Annotated in this window: 21 protein-coding genes; 12 read left to right on the forward strand and 9 right to left on the reverse strand. The window is 64.6% G+C overall.

Translation table 11 applies throughout. From position 1 onward, the window contains the following. Positions 1–236 precede the first annotated feature (236 nt). The gene (gene pbpG, locus CKW37_RS20045) at positions 237–1,163 is read left to right on the forward strand and encodes a D-alanyl-D-alanine endopeptidase (protein WP_095157672.1); all 927 of its coding nucleotides are present in this window, start codon (positions 237–239) and stop codon (positions 1,161–1,163) included. Positions 1,164–1,305: 142 nt separating this feature from the next. Here pbpG and CKW37_RS20050 read toward each other — a convergent pair whose 3' ends face one another. Then, complete coding sequence (locus CKW37_RS20050) at positions 1,306–1,746, reverse strand: hypothetical protein (RefSeq protein ID WP_095157674.1); 441 nt, start codon at positions 1,744–1,746, stop codon at positions 1,306–1,308. 170 nt (positions 1,747–1,916) lie between these two features. Between CKW37_RS20050 and pvdM the strand changes: the two genes are divergently transcribed. The 11 genes from pvdM (at position 1,917) to CKW37_RS20105 (ending at position 11,843) form a co-directional block, all read left to right on the forward strand. Beyond that, entirely contained in the window at positions 1,917–3,269 is a 1,353-nt protein-coding gene (pvdM, locus tag CKW37_RS20055) for a pyoverdine-tailoring dipeptidase-like protein PvdM (protein WP_095157676.1), read from the forward strand. Between the two features lie 17 nt (positions 3,270–3,286). Beyond that, a complete protein-coding gene (locus tag CKW37_RS20060; protein ID WP_095157678.1) occupies positions 3,287–4,585 on the forward strand; it encodes an aminotransferase class V-fold PLP-dependent enzyme in 1,299 nt (432 codons plus the stop codon). A 14-nt stretch (positions 4,586–4,599) separates the two neighbouring features. Further along, entirely contained in the window at positions 4,600–5,460 is an 861-nt protein-coding gene (locus tag CKW37_RS20065) for a formylglycine-generating enzyme family protein (protein WP_095157680.1), read from the forward strand. Positions 5,461–5,719: 259 nt separating this feature from the next. Continuing rightward, positions 5,720–6,922, forward strand: a complete 1,203-nt coding sequence (locus CKW37_RS20070; RefSeq protein WP_095157682.1) for a PepSY domain-containing protein — start codon at positions 5,720–5,722, stop codon at positions 6,920–6,922. Continuing rightward, a complete protein-coding gene (locus tag CKW37_RS20075) occupies positions 6,919–7,461 on the forward strand; it encodes a thiamine pyrophosphate-binding protein (RefSeq protein WP_095157684.1) in 543 nt (180 codons plus the stop codon). Before CKW37_RS20070 ends, CKW37_RS20075 begins: the two co-directional genes overlap by 4 nt. Further along, entirely contained in the window at positions 7,461–7,784 is a 324-nt protein-coding gene (locus CKW37_RS20080; RefSeq protein WP_095157686.1) for a hypothetical protein, read from the forward strand. The genes CKW37_RS20075 and CKW37_RS20080 overlap by 1 nt, the downstream gene beginning before the upstream one ends. Next, positions 7,781–8,350, forward strand: a complete 570-nt coding sequence (locus CKW37_RS20085; protein ID WP_095157688.1) for a DUF6162 family protein — start codon at positions 7,781–7,783, stop codon at positions 8,348–8,350. The genes CKW37_RS20080 and CKW37_RS20085 overlap by 4 nt, the downstream gene beginning before the upstream one ends. Before the next feature lie 16 nt (positions 8,351–8,366). After that, positions 8,367–9,281 (forward strand): metal ABC transporter solute-binding protein, Zn/Mn family, encoded by a 915-nt coding sequence (locus CKW37_RS20090; protein WP_177454453.1) that lies wholly within the window; start codon positions 8,367–8,369, stop codon positions 9,279–9,281. Beyond that, the gene (locus CKW37_RS20095; protein WP_095157690.1) at positions 9,278–10,027 is read left to right on the forward strand and encodes a metal ABC transporter ATP-binding protein; all 750 of its coding nucleotides are present in this window, start codon (positions 9,278–9,280) and stop codon (positions 10,025–10,027) included. The genes CKW37_RS20090 and CKW37_RS20095 overlap by 4 nt, the downstream gene beginning before the upstream one ends. Beyond that, positions 10,027–10,926, forward strand: a complete 900-nt coding sequence (locus CKW37_RS20100; protein ID WP_095157692.1) for a metal ABC transporter permease — start codon at positions 10,027–10,029, stop codon at positions 10,924–10,926. The genes CKW37_RS20095 and CKW37_RS20100 overlap by 1 nt, the downstream gene beginning before the upstream one ends. Further along, positions 10,923–11,843 carry a metal ABC transporter solute-binding protein, Zn/Mn family gene (locus tag CKW37_RS20105; protein ID WP_095157694.1) on the forward strand — a complete coding sequence of 307 codons (921 nt, stop codon included), beginning with the start codon at positions 10,923–10,925 and terminating at the stop codon, positions 11,841–11,843. The genes CKW37_RS20100 and CKW37_RS20105 overlap by 4 nt, the downstream gene beginning before the upstream one ends. A gap of 59 nt (positions 11,844–11,902) precedes the next feature. On the opposite strand, the gene CKW37_RS20110 is transcribed toward CKW37_RS20105, so the two are convergent. From CKW37_RS20110 to CKW37_RS20145, 8 genes are all read right to left on the reverse strand, one after another. Then, positions 11,903–12,955 (reverse strand): DUF1615 domain-containing protein, encoded by a 1,053-nt coding sequence (locus tag CKW37_RS20110; RefSeq protein ID WP_095157696.1) that lies wholly within the window; start codon positions 12,953–12,955, stop codon positions 11,903–11,905. Positions 12,956–13,042: 87 nt separating this feature from the next. After that, positions 13,043–13,615 (reverse strand): hypothetical protein, encoded by a 573-nt coding sequence (locus tag CKW37_RS20115; RefSeq protein ID WP_095157698.1) that lies wholly within the window; start codon positions 13,613–13,615, stop codon positions 13,043–13,045. Positions 13,616–13,632: 17 nt separating this feature from the next. Next, positions 13,633–14,301 (reverse strand): hypothetical protein, encoded by a 669-nt coding sequence (locus CKW37_RS20120; RefSeq protein WP_095157700.1) that lies wholly within the window; start codon positions 14,299–14,301, stop codon positions 13,633–13,635. A gap of 69 nt (positions 14,302–14,370) precedes the next feature. Next, positions 14,371–14,922, reverse strand: coding sequence for a hydrolase (locus CKW37_RS20125; RefSeq protein WP_095157702.1), 552 nt, complete (start codon positions 14,920–14,922; stop codon positions 14,371–14,373). A gap of 85 nt (positions 14,923–15,007) precedes the next feature. Next, a complete protein-coding gene (locus tag CKW37_RS20130) occupies positions 15,008–15,727 on the reverse strand; it encodes a thioesterase II family protein (RefSeq protein ID WP_095157709.1) in 720 nt (239 codons plus the stop codon). Positions 15,728–15,737: 10 nt separating this feature from the next. Beyond that, positions 15,738–15,962: an MbtH family protein gene (locus CKW37_RS20135; RefSeq protein ID WP_095157711.1), complete on the reverse strand. Its 225-nt coding sequence runs from the start codon at positions 15,960–15,962 to the stop codon at positions 15,738–15,740. 114 nt (positions 15,963–16,076) lie between these two features. Next, positions 16,077–17,402 (reverse strand): endonuclease/exonuclease/phosphatase family protein, encoded by a 1,326-nt coding sequence (locus CKW37_RS20140; RefSeq protein WP_095157713.1) that lies wholly within the window; start codon positions 17,400–17,402, stop codon positions 16,077–16,079. 9 nt (positions 17,403–17,411) lie between these two features. Next, a complete protein-coding gene (locus tag CKW37_RS20145) occupies positions 17,412–18,416 on the reverse strand; it encodes a hypothetical protein (RefSeq protein WP_143502049.1) in 1,005 nt (334 codons plus the stop codon). Between the last annotated feature and the right edge of the window lie 62 nt (positions 18,417–18,478).

Below are 18,478 nucleotides of genomic sequence, written 5' to 3' on the forward strand. Positions count from 1 at the left end.
TATCCAAGGGAGGCGCTGCGCGCAGGGGAAGTTCAGAACGATTGCGCCACGTCAGGATGGGCGGGAGGCGGCTTACCTTAGGCTTGCCAGTGCGGGATCGATTAAAGATTATTCATATTTGAGCTAAGGGCTGGAGAGCAATCGACAGGCTCTGAGCCATACTCCAGAATGTCACGATTAGAAAAATAAAAACTCTTGCACAGCCAACGACATACCTTCTTTTAGTGAGCACTTACGTGAAAACCTCTCTTTCGATTCTCAGTCTGCTGCTGGTGCTCACCGGCACCGCCAGCGTTACGTCGAATGCTGTTGCCCAGCCTGCCACTGCCCAGGCGCAACGAGATCCTTCCACCCTTCACCTGGCCTCCGGCAGCGCCATGCTGGTGGATCTGCAAACCAACCAAGTGCTCTATTCCAGCCATCCCGACCTGGTGCGACCGATCGCGTCGGTGACCAAGCTGATGACCGCGATGGTGGTGCTGGACGCCAAGCAGTCCATGGATGAAATGCTCACCATGACCATTGCCCAGACCAAGGAAATGAAAGGCATCTATTCGCGGGTGCGCCTGGGCAGCGAGCTGAATCGCCGGGAAACCCTGCTGATTACCCTGATGTCGTCGGAGAACCGCGCCGCAGCAACCCTCGCCCACCACTATCCGGGCGGCTATGGCGCGTTCATCAAGGCGATGAACGCCAAGGCCAAGGCCCTGGGCATGAGCAATACCCGCTATGTGGAACCGACCGGGCTGTCGCCGAACAACGTTTCCACCGCCCGCGACCTGACCAAACTGCTGATGGCCGCGCGCAATTACCCGCTGCTGAGCGAGCTGAGCACCACCCGCGAGAAGACCGTCGCCTTCCGCAAGCCCAACTACACCCTGGGCTTCCGTAACACCGACCATCTGGTGAACAAGCCCAACTGGGACATCAAGCTGACCAAGACCGGCTTCACCAACGATGCCGGGCATTGCCTGGTGCTGCTGACCAAGATGGACAACCGTCCGGTGGCGATGGTGATCCTCGATGCCTTCGGTAAATACACCCACTTCGCCGATGCCAGCCGCATGCGCCAATGGCTGGAGACCGGCAACGCCAAGCCGGCGCCGGCGGTGGCGATTCGTTACAAGGCGGATCGCAGCCAGAATCGGCCGCAGGCGGATTGATCGGACGCTTTATCGCGAGCAAGCTCGCTCCTACAGAGCACATTGCCCCTCTGTAGGAGCGAGCTCGTCGGGGCGCCGAACCGTCGCGATGCGCACCCCAATGAAAAAAGGCCCGGTCATCTGACCGGGCCTTTTTTCATTATCAAGCGGTGGTATTCACCGAACTTCCCGCCGAGCTATCACCCGCCTCGGTCAGCGCCTGCAGCAACGCACCGGTCGCCTGCAGCAATTGCCCGGTGGTGGTCGCCACCGCCGCCTGGGCGGCCGCTACCTTGACCGATTTGGTGCGGTCGTCTTCCTTGCTGGCCATGGCTTCCTGCAGTTGCTTCTGCTGCTCGGCCAGTTGCTTCTGCAACTGCTTGACCTGCTCGCGCAGTTGCTTGACCTCCTGCGACTCGTTCGAATCAGCGGTCTCGGACTGGGTCGCCGCGGCCTTGCCTTCGCTGCGCACAGCAGACAGATCAGCCTTCACAGTGCCTTCGACCGGGGTCGCCTGACCGTCAACGTTGGTTTTCGCAGTCACATTGCTACGCACACCTGCAATCGAAAGGTTCGACGCCAGGGACTGGATAAGATCGGCCATGAGAGAAAACGTCCTGAAATTAAGGTCTGTCATGACATCGGCCGTTACAAACAAAACTTTAGGCCGCCCGTCCCCCATAAATTTCCCGCCCGGTTCTTCGTCCTTCCCCTGATACCGATCTCTGTCCGCGCACCGGCGGGATCGCCCTCCTGAACCGGACCGAGATGGCAATGACCAGACCCCGTTCCCGCAAAGCCCTGTACATCGGCCTGCCGCTCGCCCTGGCGGTGAGCCTCGGCGCAGCCGCCGCCGGCTGGCTGTACTGGAAAGACGACACCGGCTACCCGCGCAAGATCGTCGAGCAGGCCAACGCCCTGCATGAACACATGATCTCGTTCGACAGCCACATCACCGTCCCGCTGGAATTCGGCAGCGCCGGCCGCGAAGCCGACAAGGACGGCCCGGGCCAGTTCGACCTGGTCAAGGCCGGGCGCGGCCGGCTGTCCGGCGCCGCGCTGACCATCTTCGGTTGGCCGGAGCTGTGGAACGGCCCCAACGCCCCGCACCGCCCCACGCCCGGCTTCGTCGACGAAGCGCGGCACCAGCAGGAAGTGCGCTACCAGATCATCAGCGGCATGGTTCGCGACTTCCCCAACCAGGTCGGCGTCGCCTACACCCCCGACGACTTCCGCCGCCTGCACGGCGAAGGCAAGTTCGCCATCTTCATCAGCATGCTCAACGCCTACCCGCTGGGCACCGACCTGTCGCAACTGGACCTGTGGACCGCGCGCGGCATGCGCATGTTCGGCTTCAGCTACGTCGGCAACAACGCCTGGGCCGACTCTTCGCGCCCGCTGCCGTTCTTCAACGACACCGCCGACGCCCTCGGCGGCCTGTCGCCGCTGGGTGAGCAGGCCGTGACCAAGCTCAACGACCTGGGCGTGATCATCGATGTGTCGCAGATGTCGACCCTGGCCCTGGAAGACGTCGCCCGCCTGAGCCGTGCGCCGCTGGTCGCCTCGCACTCGGCGCCGCGGGCGCTGGTGGACATCCCGCGTAACCTCAGCGACAAGGAAATGCAACTGATCAAGGACAGCGGCGGCGTGATCCAGATCGTCGGCTTCCCCACCTACCTCAAGCCGCTGAGCAAGCCGACCCTGGACAAGCTCGAAGCGCTGCGTGCCCGGTTCGACCTGCAACCGCTGCAAGGCCTGGCCAATGCCCTGATGCCGGGTGACGCGGTGATCGCCATCTGGCCGGAATCGCGCTTCGGCGAATACGCCAGCAACCTCTATGGCATCGTCGAGGCGGAACCCAAGGCCGGCCTCAAGGCGTTCGGCGACGCCATCGATTACGCGGTGAAGAAAGTCGGCATCGATCACGTCGGCATCGCCTCCGACTTCAACGATGGCGGCGGCCTGGCTGGCTGGAAAGATGTCAGCGAGATTCGCAACATCACCGCCGAGCTGCTGACCCGCGGCTACAGCGAGGCCGATATCGCCAAGCTCTGGGGCGGCAACTTCCTGCGGGCCTGGGAGCAAGTGCAGAAAGCCGCCCGCCCCGTCGCCTCCCTCACGCCTTGAACCGGAACGCCCGCGCCATGACCGACCGCCGCACCTTTCTTAAGCAGGCCGCCGTACTGAGCGCCGGCCTGCCGTTGGCCAGCACCCTGGCCAGCGCCGCCGAACCCATACCGCAGACCGCCCGCGCCGCCGCGCCCCTGAGCGGCCCGGACAAATGGCGCAACCTGCGCGACCTGTTCCCGCTGGACCGCGAGACCGCGCACTTCGCCAATTTCCTGGTCACCGCCCACCCGCGCCCGGTGCAGGACGCCATCGACTACTACCGCCGCGAAATCGACCGCAACCCCGCCGCCTTGATGGACTGGGAAAGCCAGTACGAGTGGAACCGCGAAGGCGAAGTCCGCGAATGGGCTGCGCGCTACCTGGAAGTACGCCCAAGGCAGATCGCCCTGACCGGCAGCACCACCGAGGGCCTGGGCATGATCTACGGCGGCCTCAACGTGTCCGCCAACCAGGAAATCCTCACCACCGAACACGAGCACTATTCGACCCACAAATCCCTGGCTTTCCGCACCCAGCGCCAAGGCACCAAGGTGCGCAAGCTGCGCCTGTTCGACAACCCGTGGGACATCTCCAAGGATCAGGTGCTGAGCACCATCGACAAGAACATCCGCCCGGAAACCCGCGTGGTCGGCATGACCTGGGTGCACTCCGGCAGCGGCGTGAAACTGCCGGCCGGCGAGATCGGCGAACTGATCCGCCAGCACAACCGCAACCGCGATGAATCGCGGCGGATCATCTACGTGGTGGACGGCGTGCACGGCTTCGGCGTCGACAACGTGCGCTTCGCCGACTTCAACTGCGACTACTTCATCTCCGGCACCCACAAGTGGATGTTCGGCCCTCGCGGCACCGGGATCATCTGCGCCGCGTCGGAGAAGATGCAGCACCTGACGCCGACCTTCGCCACGTTTTCCCAGGAAGAAGACTTCGCCACCATCATGACCCCCGGCGGCTACCACGCCTTCGAGCACCGCTGGGCGGTGGGCAAGGCCTTCGAGTTGCACCTGCAACTGGGCAAGGCCGACGTGCAGGAGCGTATCCACCAGCTCAACGACCAACTCAAGGCGCGCCTGCTGGAGCACAAGCAGATCCAGTTGGTCACGCCAAAAAGCCGCGAGTTTTCCGCCGGCTTCACCTTCTTCCGCATCAAGGACCGCGACCCGGACGCCGTCGCGGCCTTCCTCTGCGACAACAAGGTGATGGTGGACGCCGTGTACCGCGATGTCGGCCCAGTGATCCGCTTCGCGCCGAGCCTGCTCAACAACGAGCAGGAAATCGACCGGGCCATGGCCCTGCTGACCCAGAAACTCTGAAATAAGGCCCCCTCATGACCTCCACCTTCTCCCGCCTGACCCTGGCCGCGCTGCTCGGCGCCGCCAGCCTGCCCGCCCTGGCCGCCGACGCCACGCCCGGCGCCGTGTTGCGCGACTGCAAGGCTGCCTGCCCGGACATGGTCGTGCTGCCGGCCGGCAGCTACATGATGGGCACCCCGGACGACGAAGTCGGTCGCCAGCCCGACGAAGGGCCGCTGCACCAAGTGACCTTCGCCAAGCCGTTCGCCATCAGCCGCTACCAGGTCACTGCGGGTGAGTGGGACGCCTACGTGCGCGAGTCCGGAGCGAAGATCGCCGACGGCGACACCCGCCCGGGCCGCGAATGCAAGGCCAGCAAGCCGCGTTACAAGCAGGGGCCGAAACAGCCGGCGGTGTGCATGAGCTACCACGACGTCGAGAACTATGTGGCGTGGCTGTCGAAGAAAACCGGCAAGCACTACCGCATGGTCAGCGAGGCAGAACGCGAGTACGCCGCCCGCGCCGGCAGCACCGGGCCGTTCCCGTTCCCGCTGGACCCGGACGCCGAGTACGAAATCAGCCGCAACGCCAACGTCTACGGCCCCAAGGACGGCTACAGCTTCACCTCGCCGGTGGGCAGCTACGCGCCGAATGACTTCGGTGTGTATGACATGCACGGCAACGTCTACGAGTGGGTCGCCGATTGTTATCACGACAGTTATGTCGGGGCGCCGGCCGATGGCAGCGCCTGGGCCACGGCAGGCTGCGACATCGTCAATATTCGCGGCAACGACTGGGGCGAAGCGCCGATCTTTTCCCGCTCGGGCAATCGCAACAATGCCCATGCCACCGCTCGCGGCGACTGGATCGGGTTCCGGGTGGCGCGGGAGCTCTGACCAACGGCGGTAAATTTTTTCGGGGTGGTTTCGTTTATGCGCAGAAGGGCTCTGTGGATGAGGCCCCAGAGACCCGCACAAGGAGCAGTGAGCAATCACACCATCCTGCAAAAAGCTCGAAAATTGGCCAGAAAACCCGCCTCCGAAGCATTTGCTTACATTTCTACTGGTGGGTTTTCAATTCTCGTTCGTCCTTATAAGTGCAGCCCTCAGGTTGAGCGTCGGCTCGACCCCACTTTTTACGAACAAGACAGAAGCAATGGCCCAACAATCGAAAAAGTCCAAATCCAGGTTGTGGTTCCTCGTCCACAGCTGGCTCGCTCTGCCGATCTGGTTCTTCGTGCTGATCGTCTGTGTCACCGGCACCCTGGCGGTGGTCAGCCAGGAGATCGTCTGGCTGGCGAACCCCGACGTGCGCGCCAGCAAGCCTGACGGTGATGCCGAACGCCTGAGCTTCCAGCAGGTACTCGACGTGCTGCACAAGGCCGAGCCGGACATGGCCGTGCGCTTCATCAGCCAGCCGGACGGTTCGCACTTCGCCCTGACCGCGGCAGTAACCTTCCCCGACGGCACCGCGCCGACGCTCTACGTCAACCCGTACACCGGGGCGATCCAGGGCAAGAGCCCGGAGTTCAACTTCGAAGCCTTCACCCGCGCCCTGCATGGCTGGTGGCTGGTGCCGTTCACCAACGGCTATAGCTGGGGCTGGTATCTGGTGTCGCTGTTGGGCCTGCCGATGCTGGCCTCGCTGGTCACCGGGCTGGTGGTCTACAAGAAATTCTGGAAGGGCTTTTTCAAACCGGTGCTGCGCTTCAACCACGGCGCGCGGATTTTCTGGGGCGACTTCCACCGCCTGAGCGGCATCTGGTCGATCTGGTTCATCGCGGTGATTTCCATCACCGGCACCTGGTTCCTGATCCAGGCGATCCTCGGCGACAACCACATCACGATTTCCACCGAGCCAGTCACCCCGGTGATCGCCCGCGAAGACGTGCCGCTCTCGGACAGCCTGAAACCAGTGCCGCGCATCGACCTCGACGAAGCCACCCGCATCGCCACCACGCAGATTCCCGGCCTCGACGTCACCTTCGCGCAACTGCCGTCGAACGCCTACGGGCACATCTACCTCGGCGGCCGCGGCTGGTATCCGCTGATGTTCCAGACCGCCAACGTCAACCCCTACACCCGGAATGTCGACGCCTCGTTCCTGGTCTCGGACCGCTCGGCGCTGGAGTTCGTCACCGAGTCGATGCGCCCGCTGCACACCGGTGACTTCGGCGGCCTGGCCATCAAGCTGATCTGGGCCTTCTTCGGCCTGTTGCTGTCGATGATGGTGCTCAGCGGCCTGCTGATCTGGACCAAGCGCACCGCCCAGGCCACCGCCGCCGCGCTCAAGCGCAGCGAAAAGAAACCGCGATCGCGCCAGGTCGCCCAGGAATCCGCCACGCAGGTGCAACCATGAGCCAGACCCTGAATGCCGCCGTCAAGCCGAGCCCGCTGAAGCAGGCGTGGCTGAAGTGGCGTTTCCACCTGAACATCCTGTTGCTGCTGATCCCGCTGGGCTTTATGCCCAAGTACTTCGCCGACGCCGCGCTGTTTCGCGGCGACAGCGGCCTGGGCGCGACGCCGATCGACGATATCCAGGTCGGCCCGTGGAGCCTGACCCTCGCCGAGCTGCGCGACGAAGCCCCGCGCCAGGACGGACCGGCCGGCTACTTCAAGTCGTTCAACGCGGCGCTGTGCAAGACCTGCATCGGCGAGGTCAAGGCCGCCTACCTGCGCATCGGCAAGCCGCGCAGCCTGCGCGCCGCCGGCACGATTTTCTTCGGCACGCCGTACCGCATGGGCACCAGCCTGCCGGTGCCGGAGCGCACCCGCGCCGACGCCGAACTGTGGATCACCCTCGAAGGCTGGGACGGCAGCATGCACCAGGCCTCGGTCCCCCTGGCCAAGGCCTCGCCCGCCACCGTCGCCTGGCTGAACAAACAAGGAGGCAAATGATGAAACTCAAGGCCGGCAGGCTTGCCCTGCCCCTGTTCCTGCTGGCGCTCGCCGGCCCCGCCCTGGCGCACAACCCGATGTGCCAGTGCGAGCCGATCGACGGCGAGCAGATCAAGTGCACCGGCGGCTTCTCCGACGGCAGCGGCGCACCGGGGGTGACCCTGGACGTGATCGGCTACGACGAAAGCGTGCTGGTCCCCGGCAAGCTCGGCGACGATTCGACCCTGACCTTCAAGCGCCCGGCCGGCGAGTTCTATGTGCTGTTCGACGCGGGCCCCGGCCACGTCGTGGAAATCGACTACGCCGACATCGGTGAGCCATGAGCCGGGTCCAGGTGGTCCGCCCGGCCGGCGCCGGGCATGAAACCCTCTACGTGCTGCTGGTCGCCCTGCTGATCCTGGCTCTGGCCGCCACGGTGGTGGCGCTGCGCGGCGAGCGCGAGGACGAAACCCGGATCGAGGCCCATCAACTGGATGCCCGCCGCGATCTCAACGCCGCCGAACAGGGCATCTACACCGACCTGCGGGTGGCCTTCGACGAAATCCAGGCGCGCCGCGAAGAAGAGCCGGGGCTGGTCAGCATCGAGTTGCTGGTGGAGGAAGGCTTCGCTCCCTTCGTCGCCGATGCCAGCAGCGTCACCCGTGGCGAACACCAGTGGCGTCAGGTGCCGGGCAATGCCTACCTGGGCCTGAGCCCGCGCCCGGAAACCGCTGGCAGCTTCCTGCTGCTGGTACCCGAGGCGCACGACGGCAACGCCGATGTCTGGCTCAACCGCACCGCCCAGCCAGCCTTGCCCGCCGAACTGTCGGCCAGCGCCCTGCAAGACGCCGGCTGGAAACAGATCGCCGCCCACTATGACGCCGGTGTCACCCGCCAGCATCAGCACTGACCGCCAAGGAATGCCCATGCTCCGCTCCGCCCTCGTCCGCGTTCTCAGTCTGTTCGTCGCCCTTGCCCTGCCCGCCCTGGCCCTCGCCGAAAACGGCAAGCCGCTGCGCATCGGCATCACCCTGCACCCGTACTACAGCTACGTCAGCAATATCGTCGGTGACCGCGCCGAGGTGGTGCCGTTGATTCCCGCCGGCTTCAACCCGCATGCCTACGAGCCGCGCGCCGAAGACATCAAGCGCATCGGCTCGCTGGACGTGGTGGTGCTCAACGGCGTGGGCCATGACGACTTCGCCGACCGCATGATCGCCGCCAGCGAAAAACCGAACATCGCCACCATCGAATCCAACGCCAACGTGCCGCTGCTCGCCGCCACCGGCATCGCCGCCCGTGGCGCCGGCAAGGTGGTCAACCCGCACACCTTCCTGTCGATCAGCGCCAGCATCGCGCAGATCAACAACATCGCCCGCGAACTGGGCAAGCTCGACCCGGACAACGCCAAGTACTACAGCAAGAACGCCCGCGACTACGCCAAGCGCCTGCGCAAGCTGCGCGCCGACGCCCTGGCGCAACTGACCGAAGCGCCAAACCCGTCCTTCCGCGTCGCCACCATCCACGCGGCGTATGACTACCTGGTGCGCGAGTTCGGCCTGGAAGTCACCGCGGTGGTGGAACCCGCCCACGGCATCGAGCCGAGCCCGGCGCAACTGAAAAAGACCATCGACCAACTGCATGCGCTGGACGTCAAAGTGATCTTCTCCGAGATGGACTTCCCGTCGGCCTACGTCGAGACCATCCAGCGCGAGGCCGGGGTCAAGCTCTACCCGCTCACCCACATCTCCTACGGCGAGTACACCAAGGAGAAATACGAGGTGGAGATGAAGCGCAACCTCGATACCGTGGTCCGGGCGATCAAGGAGAACCAGGCATGACCGTGGCCGAGAACGTCGTCGCCGCACCGCGCGGGCCGTCCATCGAGTTCAGCGGCATCGACCTGACCCTGGGCCGCACGCGGATTCTCGATCAGGTCAGCTTCCAGGTCGCGGCCGGCAGCGTGCACGCCATCGTCGGCCCCAACGGCGGCGGCAAGAGTTCGCTGATCAAGACCCTGCTCGGGCAAATGCCGCACCAGGGCCGCCTGGCGCTGAACTGGCCGGACAACGGCCAGGTGATCGGCTACGTGCCGCAAGCCCTGGAGTTCGACCGCGGCCTGCCGATGACCGTGGACGATTTCATGGCCGCCATGTGCCAGCGCACGCCGGCCTTCCTCGGCCTGTCGCGGCGGGTGACGCCGGCCATCGACGCGGCCCTGGCCCGGGTCGGCATGCAGGACAAACGCAAGCGGCGCATGGGCGCGCTGTCTGGCGGCGAACGCCAGCGGGTGCTGCTGGCCCAGGGGCTGATCCCGGCGCCGCAACTGCTGGTGCTGGATGAACCGATGTCGGCGCTGGACGAAGCCGGTGCCCAAGTGTTCGAACGCCTGCTGCAGGAGTGGCGCCAGGCCGGGACCACCGTGCTGTGGATCGAGCACGACCTGGAAGCCGTGGCGCGCCTGGCCGACCGGGTTACCGGGCTGAGCCGGCGAGTGCTGTTCGACGCGCCGCCGAAAGAAGCGCTGACCCCTGAGCGGCTGCTCGGGCTGTTTTCCATTCACCCGCGCAGCGAGAGCACCGCCTGATGAACTACGAAGAATTCCGCCTGCTGATCCAGGGCTGGGCGTCCTCAGGCTACCTGCCCGAAGCCCTGGCCTACGGTTTCGTGGTCAACGCCCTGCTCGCCGGCCTGATGATCGGCCCGGTGCTCGGCGGCCTCGGCACGCTGGTGGTGGTCAAGCGCTTCGCCTTCTTCTCCGAGGCCGTGGGTCACGCGGCGCTGACCGGCGTGGCCATCGGCATCCTCCTCGGCGAACCCTACACCGGCCCCTACGGCAGCCTGTTCGGCTACTGCCTGCTGTTCGGCATCCTGCTCAACTTCCTGCGCAACCGCACCGGCCTGTCGCCGGACACCCTGATCGGCGTGTTCCTTTCGGTGTCGTTGGCGCTGGGCGCGAGCCTGCTGCTGATGCTGGCCGGCAAGATCAACGTGCACATCCTCGAAAACGTGCTGTTCGGCTCGGTGCTCACCGTCAGCGGCCAGGACCTGGTGGTGCTGGGTATCGTCGGCAGCCTGGTGCTGGGGCTGGCGCTGCCGCTGTACAACCGCATCATGCTGGCCAGCTTCAACCCGCAACTGGCGGCGGTGCGTGGCGTCGCGGTGAAGAGCCTGGACTACCTGTTCGTGGTGCTGGTGACGCTGGTCACGGTGGCGGCGGTGAAAGTCATCGGCGCCATCCTGGTCGGCGCGCTATTGGTGATTCCGGCGGCGGCGGCGCGGCTGGTCAGCCAGTCGCTGAAGGGCTTCTTCTGGGCGTCGGTGCTGATCGCCACCTTCAGCACCCTGATCGGCATCCTGCTGCCCATCGTCTTCGACCTGCCGGTGCCTTCGGGCGCAGCGATCATCCTGGTCGCCGGCAGCTTCTTCGCCCTCGCCGCGCTGGCACGCGGCCTGGTTCCACGCCTGCAAGGAAACCCGGCATGACTCCAACCCTCAAGCACCTGAGCCTGGCCCTGCTGCTGGCCGGCCTGCCCCTCGCCAGCCACGCCCAGAGCGCGGCGAAACCCGCCGCGCAACAGGCCGCCGGCGTCACCGTGCTGGCCTCGCTGCCGGTGACCTACGGCCTGGGCAGCCTGCTGCTGGACGGCACCTCGGTCAAACTGCAACGGGCGGCGCCGGCGAACATCCCCGCCAGCCGCCAGCCGTCCTACTTCAGCGGTCGCGGCCTGGCGAGCCTGCAGAAATCTGCGGGCAAGGCTGACGCGGTGATCGGCCTGCGCTCGATCTGGAACGACGACCCGCTGTATCCGGTGGCGCGCCGGAGCAATATCCGCATCGTCGAAATCGACGCCGCGCGGCCGGTGGACGGTGCCCTGCCGGGTATCGCCGTACAGGGCAACAACGTGTTCTCGGGTTACCCGTGGCTGAACCCGACCAACCTCGGGCGCATGGCCGACGTCCTGGCCAGCGACCTCGGGCGCCTGTCGCCGGCGGACCAACCGAAAATCCAGAGCAACCTCGCCGCCCTCAAACGCCAGTTGCTCGACCTCAGCGCCAGCAGCGAAGCGAAGCTGGCCGAGGCCGACAACCTCAGCGTGGTCAACCTGTCGGATCGCCTGGGCTACCTGATCGGCGGGCTGAACCTGGACCTGATCGACCACCCGCAAGTGGCCGACGACCAATGGACGGCCGAACAGCTCAAGCACCTTGGGGACGAGTTGAAAGGGCAGGATGTTGCCGTGGTGCTGCACCACAAACAGCCGAGCCAGGCCGTGGCGGACGTGATCGCCGCGTCCGGCGCGAAGCTGGTGGTGGTGGACACCGACAGTGACGACACATTGGCCGGGTTGAAGGCTGGGGTGGAACAGGTGGTGGGGGCGTTGGCGGGGAGTCAGGGTTAAACCAAGGGCCCTGTAGGAGCGAGCTTGCTCGCGAAGGGCCGCACGGCGGCCCTCGCCTTTTATTGCTTCATACACCGCTGATACCGCTCATCCACCCGTTTGGCGAACCACGCCGTGGTCAATTGCCGGGTAATCTTCGGGCTCTTCAGCTCGATCCCCGGCAACACCGCCCGCGGCACGCGCTTACCTGCCGCCTTGTCGGCCAGGGCAAAGACCTGTTGGTACAAACGGGTTTCCTCGAACTCATAACGGTCGCCCTTCTCCAACTGACTACGCAGGGTCGGGTTGCGCATGCCGAACTCCTCGCCCAGCCGCCGCGCCGCCTTTTCGGTACTCCCCGGCAGAATCGAACCCGGCGCGATCAGGTCGCCATCCAACGCCAACTCCACGCCAGTGACCCGGCTCAGCGCGCTCTGAAACGCGGCGTTGCGGCTGGCGTACCAGCCCGCGTTGAAATCGGCGAAGCGATACAGCGGCTGGTCGTAGTTGGCCGGATACCCAAGCAAATGGGCGATGCCGAAATACATCCCGCCGCGCCGGCTGAACACCTCGTTGCGCAGGCTGCCGTCATGCGGGTAGGGATAGTCACGGGCATGGGCCTCGGCAAAATCGATGCTGACCTGCATTGGCCCGCCGGTGCGCACCGGGTTCAAGCCGCCGAGCAGCGACTTGCCCAACGGCAGCGAGCCGGTCAGTTCGTCATAAAGCTGACTCAGCTCCCGCTCACTGCGCACCGCCGCCAGGCGCTGGTTCCAGGTTTTGCCATTGGCCGAGCGGGTGTCGAGGGCGGCGTCCACCAAGGCTTTCGGCACAAGCACCCGGGCGGCGCGGCGGTCGATTTCTTCGCGGGCGATACGCCCAAGGTTGGGCACTTTAGGGTCGGCGCTGAAGGTGGATTCCTGCTCGGTCACCGCCAGCACCGCGCAGATATTCGACTGGCTGGGGTCGAGCTTCTGAGTGGTGAACGCCGTCTCGATGTCGCGGGCCCAGCCCTGACGATCACTGACGCTGGCCGGCAGCAGCGCGGCGATGCGCGCCCGGGCCTGCTCCGGTGTCACCTGCTGTTTCGCCTGCTGGCCAGCGCAACCGGCCAGCAGCAACAGCACCAGCATCAACCCCGTCAATCGGCTCACTGGCTTCACTCCCCTGCCCGGACAATGCGAACACGGTAGCGGGGGCCAGCGGCCCAGGGCAAGACGCTACTTGAAACTGCCCGGCACGCGCCTGCGGTTGGTGATTTCCTCAAGTCCCCTGGCGCCCGGTATGTCCGACTTCAGCGGGATCGAATCGTCCTCGAGATTCGCCAGCACCTGCTCGTAGTTTCGCTTGACCACCTGGTGCGCCGACTGTTCCCGCTCAAGATCGCTGGCCAGGTCCTGGCAGCGGGCGCGCAAGTCGCGCAACTGATCCTTCAGGTCGAGAATGGACTGTTCCTGCAGGATCGCCTCGCCCTTGAGTTCGTCGAAATCCGCCTGGCTGCGCAGCAGCTCTTTTTCCGCCTTGCCCAGCGCCCGCTTGCTCGCACGCAGCGCCTTTTCCTGCTCGCTGGAGTGTTCGGCGCTGGCATCGGCCAACTGCCCGAGCAACTTCTTCAACACCGCCGGTTTGAACTCGACAAGATCAGTGGCACGCTCATCGTCCGGCAGGATGACCGACGCCACCGCCGTGAATTTCACCCCGGCGAGAAACTGCAGTTTCTTCGGCAGCGGGTTGTTCTTGCCGTAATCCGCACGCAAGGTGCGCTCCAGTGTCTTGCCCGATTTACGTGCCATTCGCTTGGGTCTCCTGTTCAGCAACCCGGTTTGTTCAGTTCGGTACCGATGGTCACCGCAGTCACCTTCACCCCCTTGAAACTCTGGTTGGCGACCTCGTCGAAGTCGCGCTCGCAGTTGAAGCGGGTGTCGATGACGAAATCCTGGCCCTTGGTTTTTTGCATGGCCTCGCTCCACTGGTTCGAGGCGTTGATGGCGGCATCGTCGGCCAGCACAGCCTCCAGCAGAACCTCGGTGAAGTTGACCGCGTGCGGTCCCTGCCAAAGCGCGTACACCGAGGGATCAGCCGCGTTGCCGCACAGGTGCAGGCAGTCGGCATAGAACTCCAGCTGGCCGCCGCTGGATTCACTCATCGCGCCGAAGGTCAGCGGCTTGTTGGCGGGCGGCGCGAAGGTGCCGATGAAGCTGGAAAGATCGGCCTTGCACGAAGGCGAAAGCTGCAGGCGCAGTTCACTGACAGTGCCGCCCGCGGCGTTGGCGGAGATTTCGCAGCCCTGCACGCGGTAGCTGTGGACATCCCCCACCGAGGTCCTGGCAATCCCGGCGATGGATTCGAAATAGCGCAGGTTGGTGCCAAGCATCTCGCCATTGAAGACCTGGGCCACCGTGGCCTGGGCCTGAGCCAGTGTTGGCAGGCAAGCGAGCGTAAGGGTCGAACCGAGAACAGCCAGTGCGCGGGAAGCCATCGATACATCCTGTCAGTGTGGAAATCCAGCGCGCACTTTAAAGCAGGGAATATCGAATTGCCATCAACCTCAGGGCTGCTCCCCGACCAGGAAGGTCTTGCTGATCTGGCGGAATTTCTCGTGGCCGGCGCTGCGCATCAGTTCGAACAGCACCATTTCGCGGGTGACGATCTGCGCGCCGGCATCGCGCATGCGTTCGAGGCCGGTGGCTTTGCTGAACGAGGTGCGGCTGTCGCAGGCATCGGCCACCACGAACACCTGCTTGCCCAGGGCCAGCAGTTCGAGCACGGTCTGCAGCACGCAGACATGGGTTTCCATACCGCACACGATCACCTGCTCGCGGGCCAGCAGCGTGGCGGGCAGGCATTCGCCGGCCACGCAGGAAAAGTGCTGTTTCTCCACCACCGTGGCGCTGGCTGCGACGTCCAGCAGGCTGGCGACGGTGTGGCCGAGGCCCTTGGGGTATTGCTCGGAAATCACCGTCGGCAGCCCAAGCTCTGCGGTGGCGGCGAGCAGCCAGCGGGTGCGCGCCAGGGTGCCAGCGGGGTCGCTGACCGCGCCGATGAGTTTTTCCTGAACGTCGATGACCAGCAGCGTGGCCTGGGAGGAATCGATCAGCATTGCGTGGTGGCTCCTTGCAGTCGGGGGGTGTCCGACTATGCAAGCCCGGGGTGCCGATGGCAACCGCCGGGCCGGCATCGCCGGGCTAGGCCGTCAGGCGCAGGGGCTCCAGCGCAGCGCTGAGCACACCCAGCACGCGGTCTTCATGTTCGTGGATGAAGAAGTGCCCGCCCGGAAACACCTCCAGGGAGAAATCGCTCTGGGTTTCCGCACGCCAGGCCAGCAACTGCTCCTCGCTGGCGCGGTCGTCTTCGCCGCCGAAGACGTGCAGCGGACAGCGCAGGGCCGGACGCTGGCGATAGGCGTAATGCCCGCAGAGCAGGAAGTCGGCGCGCAGGATCGGCAGCATCAGGCTCATCAGCTCTTCGTTGGCCAGCACTTCCTCGGGCGTGCCCTGCAAGGTGCGCAACTCGTCCATCAGCTCGGCATCGCTTTTCGCCTCGCGCAAACGGGCGCCGTCATACTCCTCGCGGCGACTCGGCGCGGCGGTGCCGCAGGCGAACAACGCCACCGGCGGGCGACAGCCCAGCGCCTGCAGTTCATGTACCAGCTCAAAGGCCAACAACGCGCCGAGGCTGTGGCCCAGCACGGCGTAGGGCTGGTTGGCGGTCAGCCGTTGTTCGGCCGCCAGTTGCCGGGCCAGCGCGGCCAGGTCGGTGTGCAGCGGCTCGGCCAGGCGGGCGCCACGGCCCGGCAACTCGACCGGACGCACGTTCAGCCAGGCCGGCAATTTGCGCCGCCAACGGCTGTAGACCATGGCGCTGGCGCCAGAGTACGGCAGGCACAACAGGGTCAGTGACGACACGCCAGGCCCCTCAGGATGCCGCCGCTGCGGCGGCCATCTTCTGACGCAGGCTCAGCGGGCGCATGTCGGTCCAGACCTCGTCGATCCAGGCCAGGCAGTCCTTCTTCAGGCCGCTTTTGCCGGCGGTGCGCCAGCCTTCGGGGATCGCTTTGTAGTCGGGCCAGATCGAATACTGCTCTTCGTGGTTGACCACAACCTGGAACACGATGTCGTCGCGATCGAAAACGGAAGTCATTGCTTGTCTCCTTCATTGAATGACCGCACACCGCCGGGGCGTGCGTCGATGATCTATGAACGAGCGAGGCGGGCCGGAAATTAACCCGCCCCAGCGGGCATGGTGGGGATGAGGCTAAAAGCTGAAGCGGTAACTCACATCCGAGTGGTTCGACGGGCCTGGCAGCCCGACGATACCGGGCGCGGTCGGCGTTGCCGTGCCGTTGGACACCGCATAATCGAGCATGGCCTGCGGCTGGTCAGCGGGATGGGTCGGGCCGTTGGCCAGCTCGAGCCGGGCGATGTCCGGCGGTGATATCCAGTTGCCCGCGTTGGGTCGGGAGGTGCCGGGCCGCGGGTCGCGGTTGAAGTCGCCGAGCATCACGAACGGCGTCTCGGTATGCCAGCTCACCTCACGCAGCACCCACGATGAATTGGCCCCGCCTCCCGAAATGGCGTGGAAGTTGAACACCGTCACGTGCTCATGGTGCAGCGCCGACCAGCGCCTCACCCGGATGCCCAGTGCCGGGCGGTAAACGGGGGCGGTCACGGTGACGCCATCGGAGACGACCACCATGTCATGGATGTCCAGATCGCTGGTTCCCCGCACAACGATCGCCAGGTTGACCCGCAAGCGCTGAACATCGAGAAAGAACACGTGATAGACCTCAGGACGCGCGACCGTCCCCAGGTTCCACAGGTAATGGTCGATCTGGTGGGCAACGCCGAACTGGTCATTGATCTGCAACTGCGCGCTGAGCGTCGCGGAGGCGGGCGCACTGCCCGCCTCCTGCAGGACCACGATGTCATTGGCCCGCGCCAGTTGCAGCACCCGGGTGCGCCACTTCGACTCCGTGGAGGCCGAAGCGCCCTGCATGTTCCAGGTGGCGATAGCGAAACTGAGCGTCGGCCCGCTCTCCTCGGGTCTGCCGATTTCAATCTGCGGCGAGCCGTTATGGACCATGACCCGCGCGGGGTAGTCGTTACTCCCCTGCAGGCGGATATGGGCATGCCAGGGACCGCACGCCGCACCGACGATATGCTGCAAGCGGCGCAGGGGATCGCTGGCATCGAGGAAGAACGGGCCGGCGTGGCTTCTCAGGCCGTTCATGATCAGCGCATGGTGCAGGTGGTAGAAACTCAACAGCGTCGAATACAGCTGCGCCCGCGGTGCCGCATGAATGGCACGCATGAGCGTGTTGTCGTTGTAGAGCCTGGCGAATGACTCGGACAGCGCTTTGGCAAAGTAAGCCTGCTCCGTTTCATTGCGGCTTCGCATGTACTGGAAGGACACCACATACGACAGGTAGGCAGCCGTGTGCTGGGCGGTTTCAGCGGCCGTCGGCAACAACAGGACGATGTCCCTGACGATCACTTCAAACTGCGTTTGCAGTTCCGTATCGGCAAGGCCAGGGGTTAAATGGGCATCAATATAGTCAGCAATGGTTCTATCAACAGGCATGACGCAACCTCAGGGTGAACCGCGATACAACACATACAGGCGGTCAGCCAATACACCCAGGCCAACGCGTTCAGTGGCCATGAGGTTTGAACTGACGGTCGGCGGGCTGGTGGAATTGCCGTCGTAGCCATACTGGAAAAGATCACGATTGTCTGGCGCGGAGACCGGGCCATTGAACACGACTTTCAACAGACCGTTGTGGACAACGGCAGCGGGCGCGTTGGTGTATTTTTCCGCGACGAACAACCGCGGCCGCGTCCAGTTGGTGCCACCGTCGAACTTCAATAACAGGTGATTGCCCTGGTTGTTGGTGGCGAATACATGAATCAGGCCCTGATACCAGATCACCGTGGGCGGGTTATCGCAGAGCAACGGCTTGTCGCTTTCTTCATACATCCACTGTTCATCGGACCACGTGGTGAAATCCCTGGTTTTGCGCCAGGCGATGATCTTGTTGGGGCGGCTGTAGAACATGTAGAGCATGCCGTCCATTTCCACGAATGCGGGTGGCCGGGTAATGTTCTTGAGGTTCGGCAACGGCCCCATGATGAATACGCCGGTGACATCGTCATAGAGGAAGCGCCAACAGGCCGAACTTCCGTCCGCCCCCTTGACCACCACGAAGACATACAGGTTTTCACCCCCGGTGAAGATTGCCGGCGCCTGGCTCGCGTAGATCCGCGGGCCCAGGTCCATCGGCGCACTCCAGGCCCCCCGCTCTGTTTTTGTAATGACCTTGATCTGCCCCCATATATCGAACTCATCGATATACACGCAGAACAGCTTCCCGCCATGAACCGCTACCCCGCAGCCGCCTCGCGTCGACGCGGGGGTTTGCAACGAGTGATTGAATATTCCGTGAGCGCTGGAGGTGTAGAAAATATGCATGCCGGTATTCGCGCAACTGAATGAAGCGCCAGTACAACAGCAACAACCCGGCTGTTCAGCCAGATGCGCGCGCTTATTGGCGTAAGAAAACCCACTGCCCGGCCAGAGCAACTTCGGCTTCGCCAATGGGCCATTCGAATACTGCCCGCGCCCTGCCCTGGAACATTCTCCGTTGACCTTATGGCGCT

Source organism: Pseudomonas sp. Irchel 3E13, from assembly GCF_900187455.1.
Lineage (GTDB): Bacteria > Pseudomonadota > Gammaproteobacteria > Pseudomonadales > Pseudomonadaceae > Aquipseudomonas.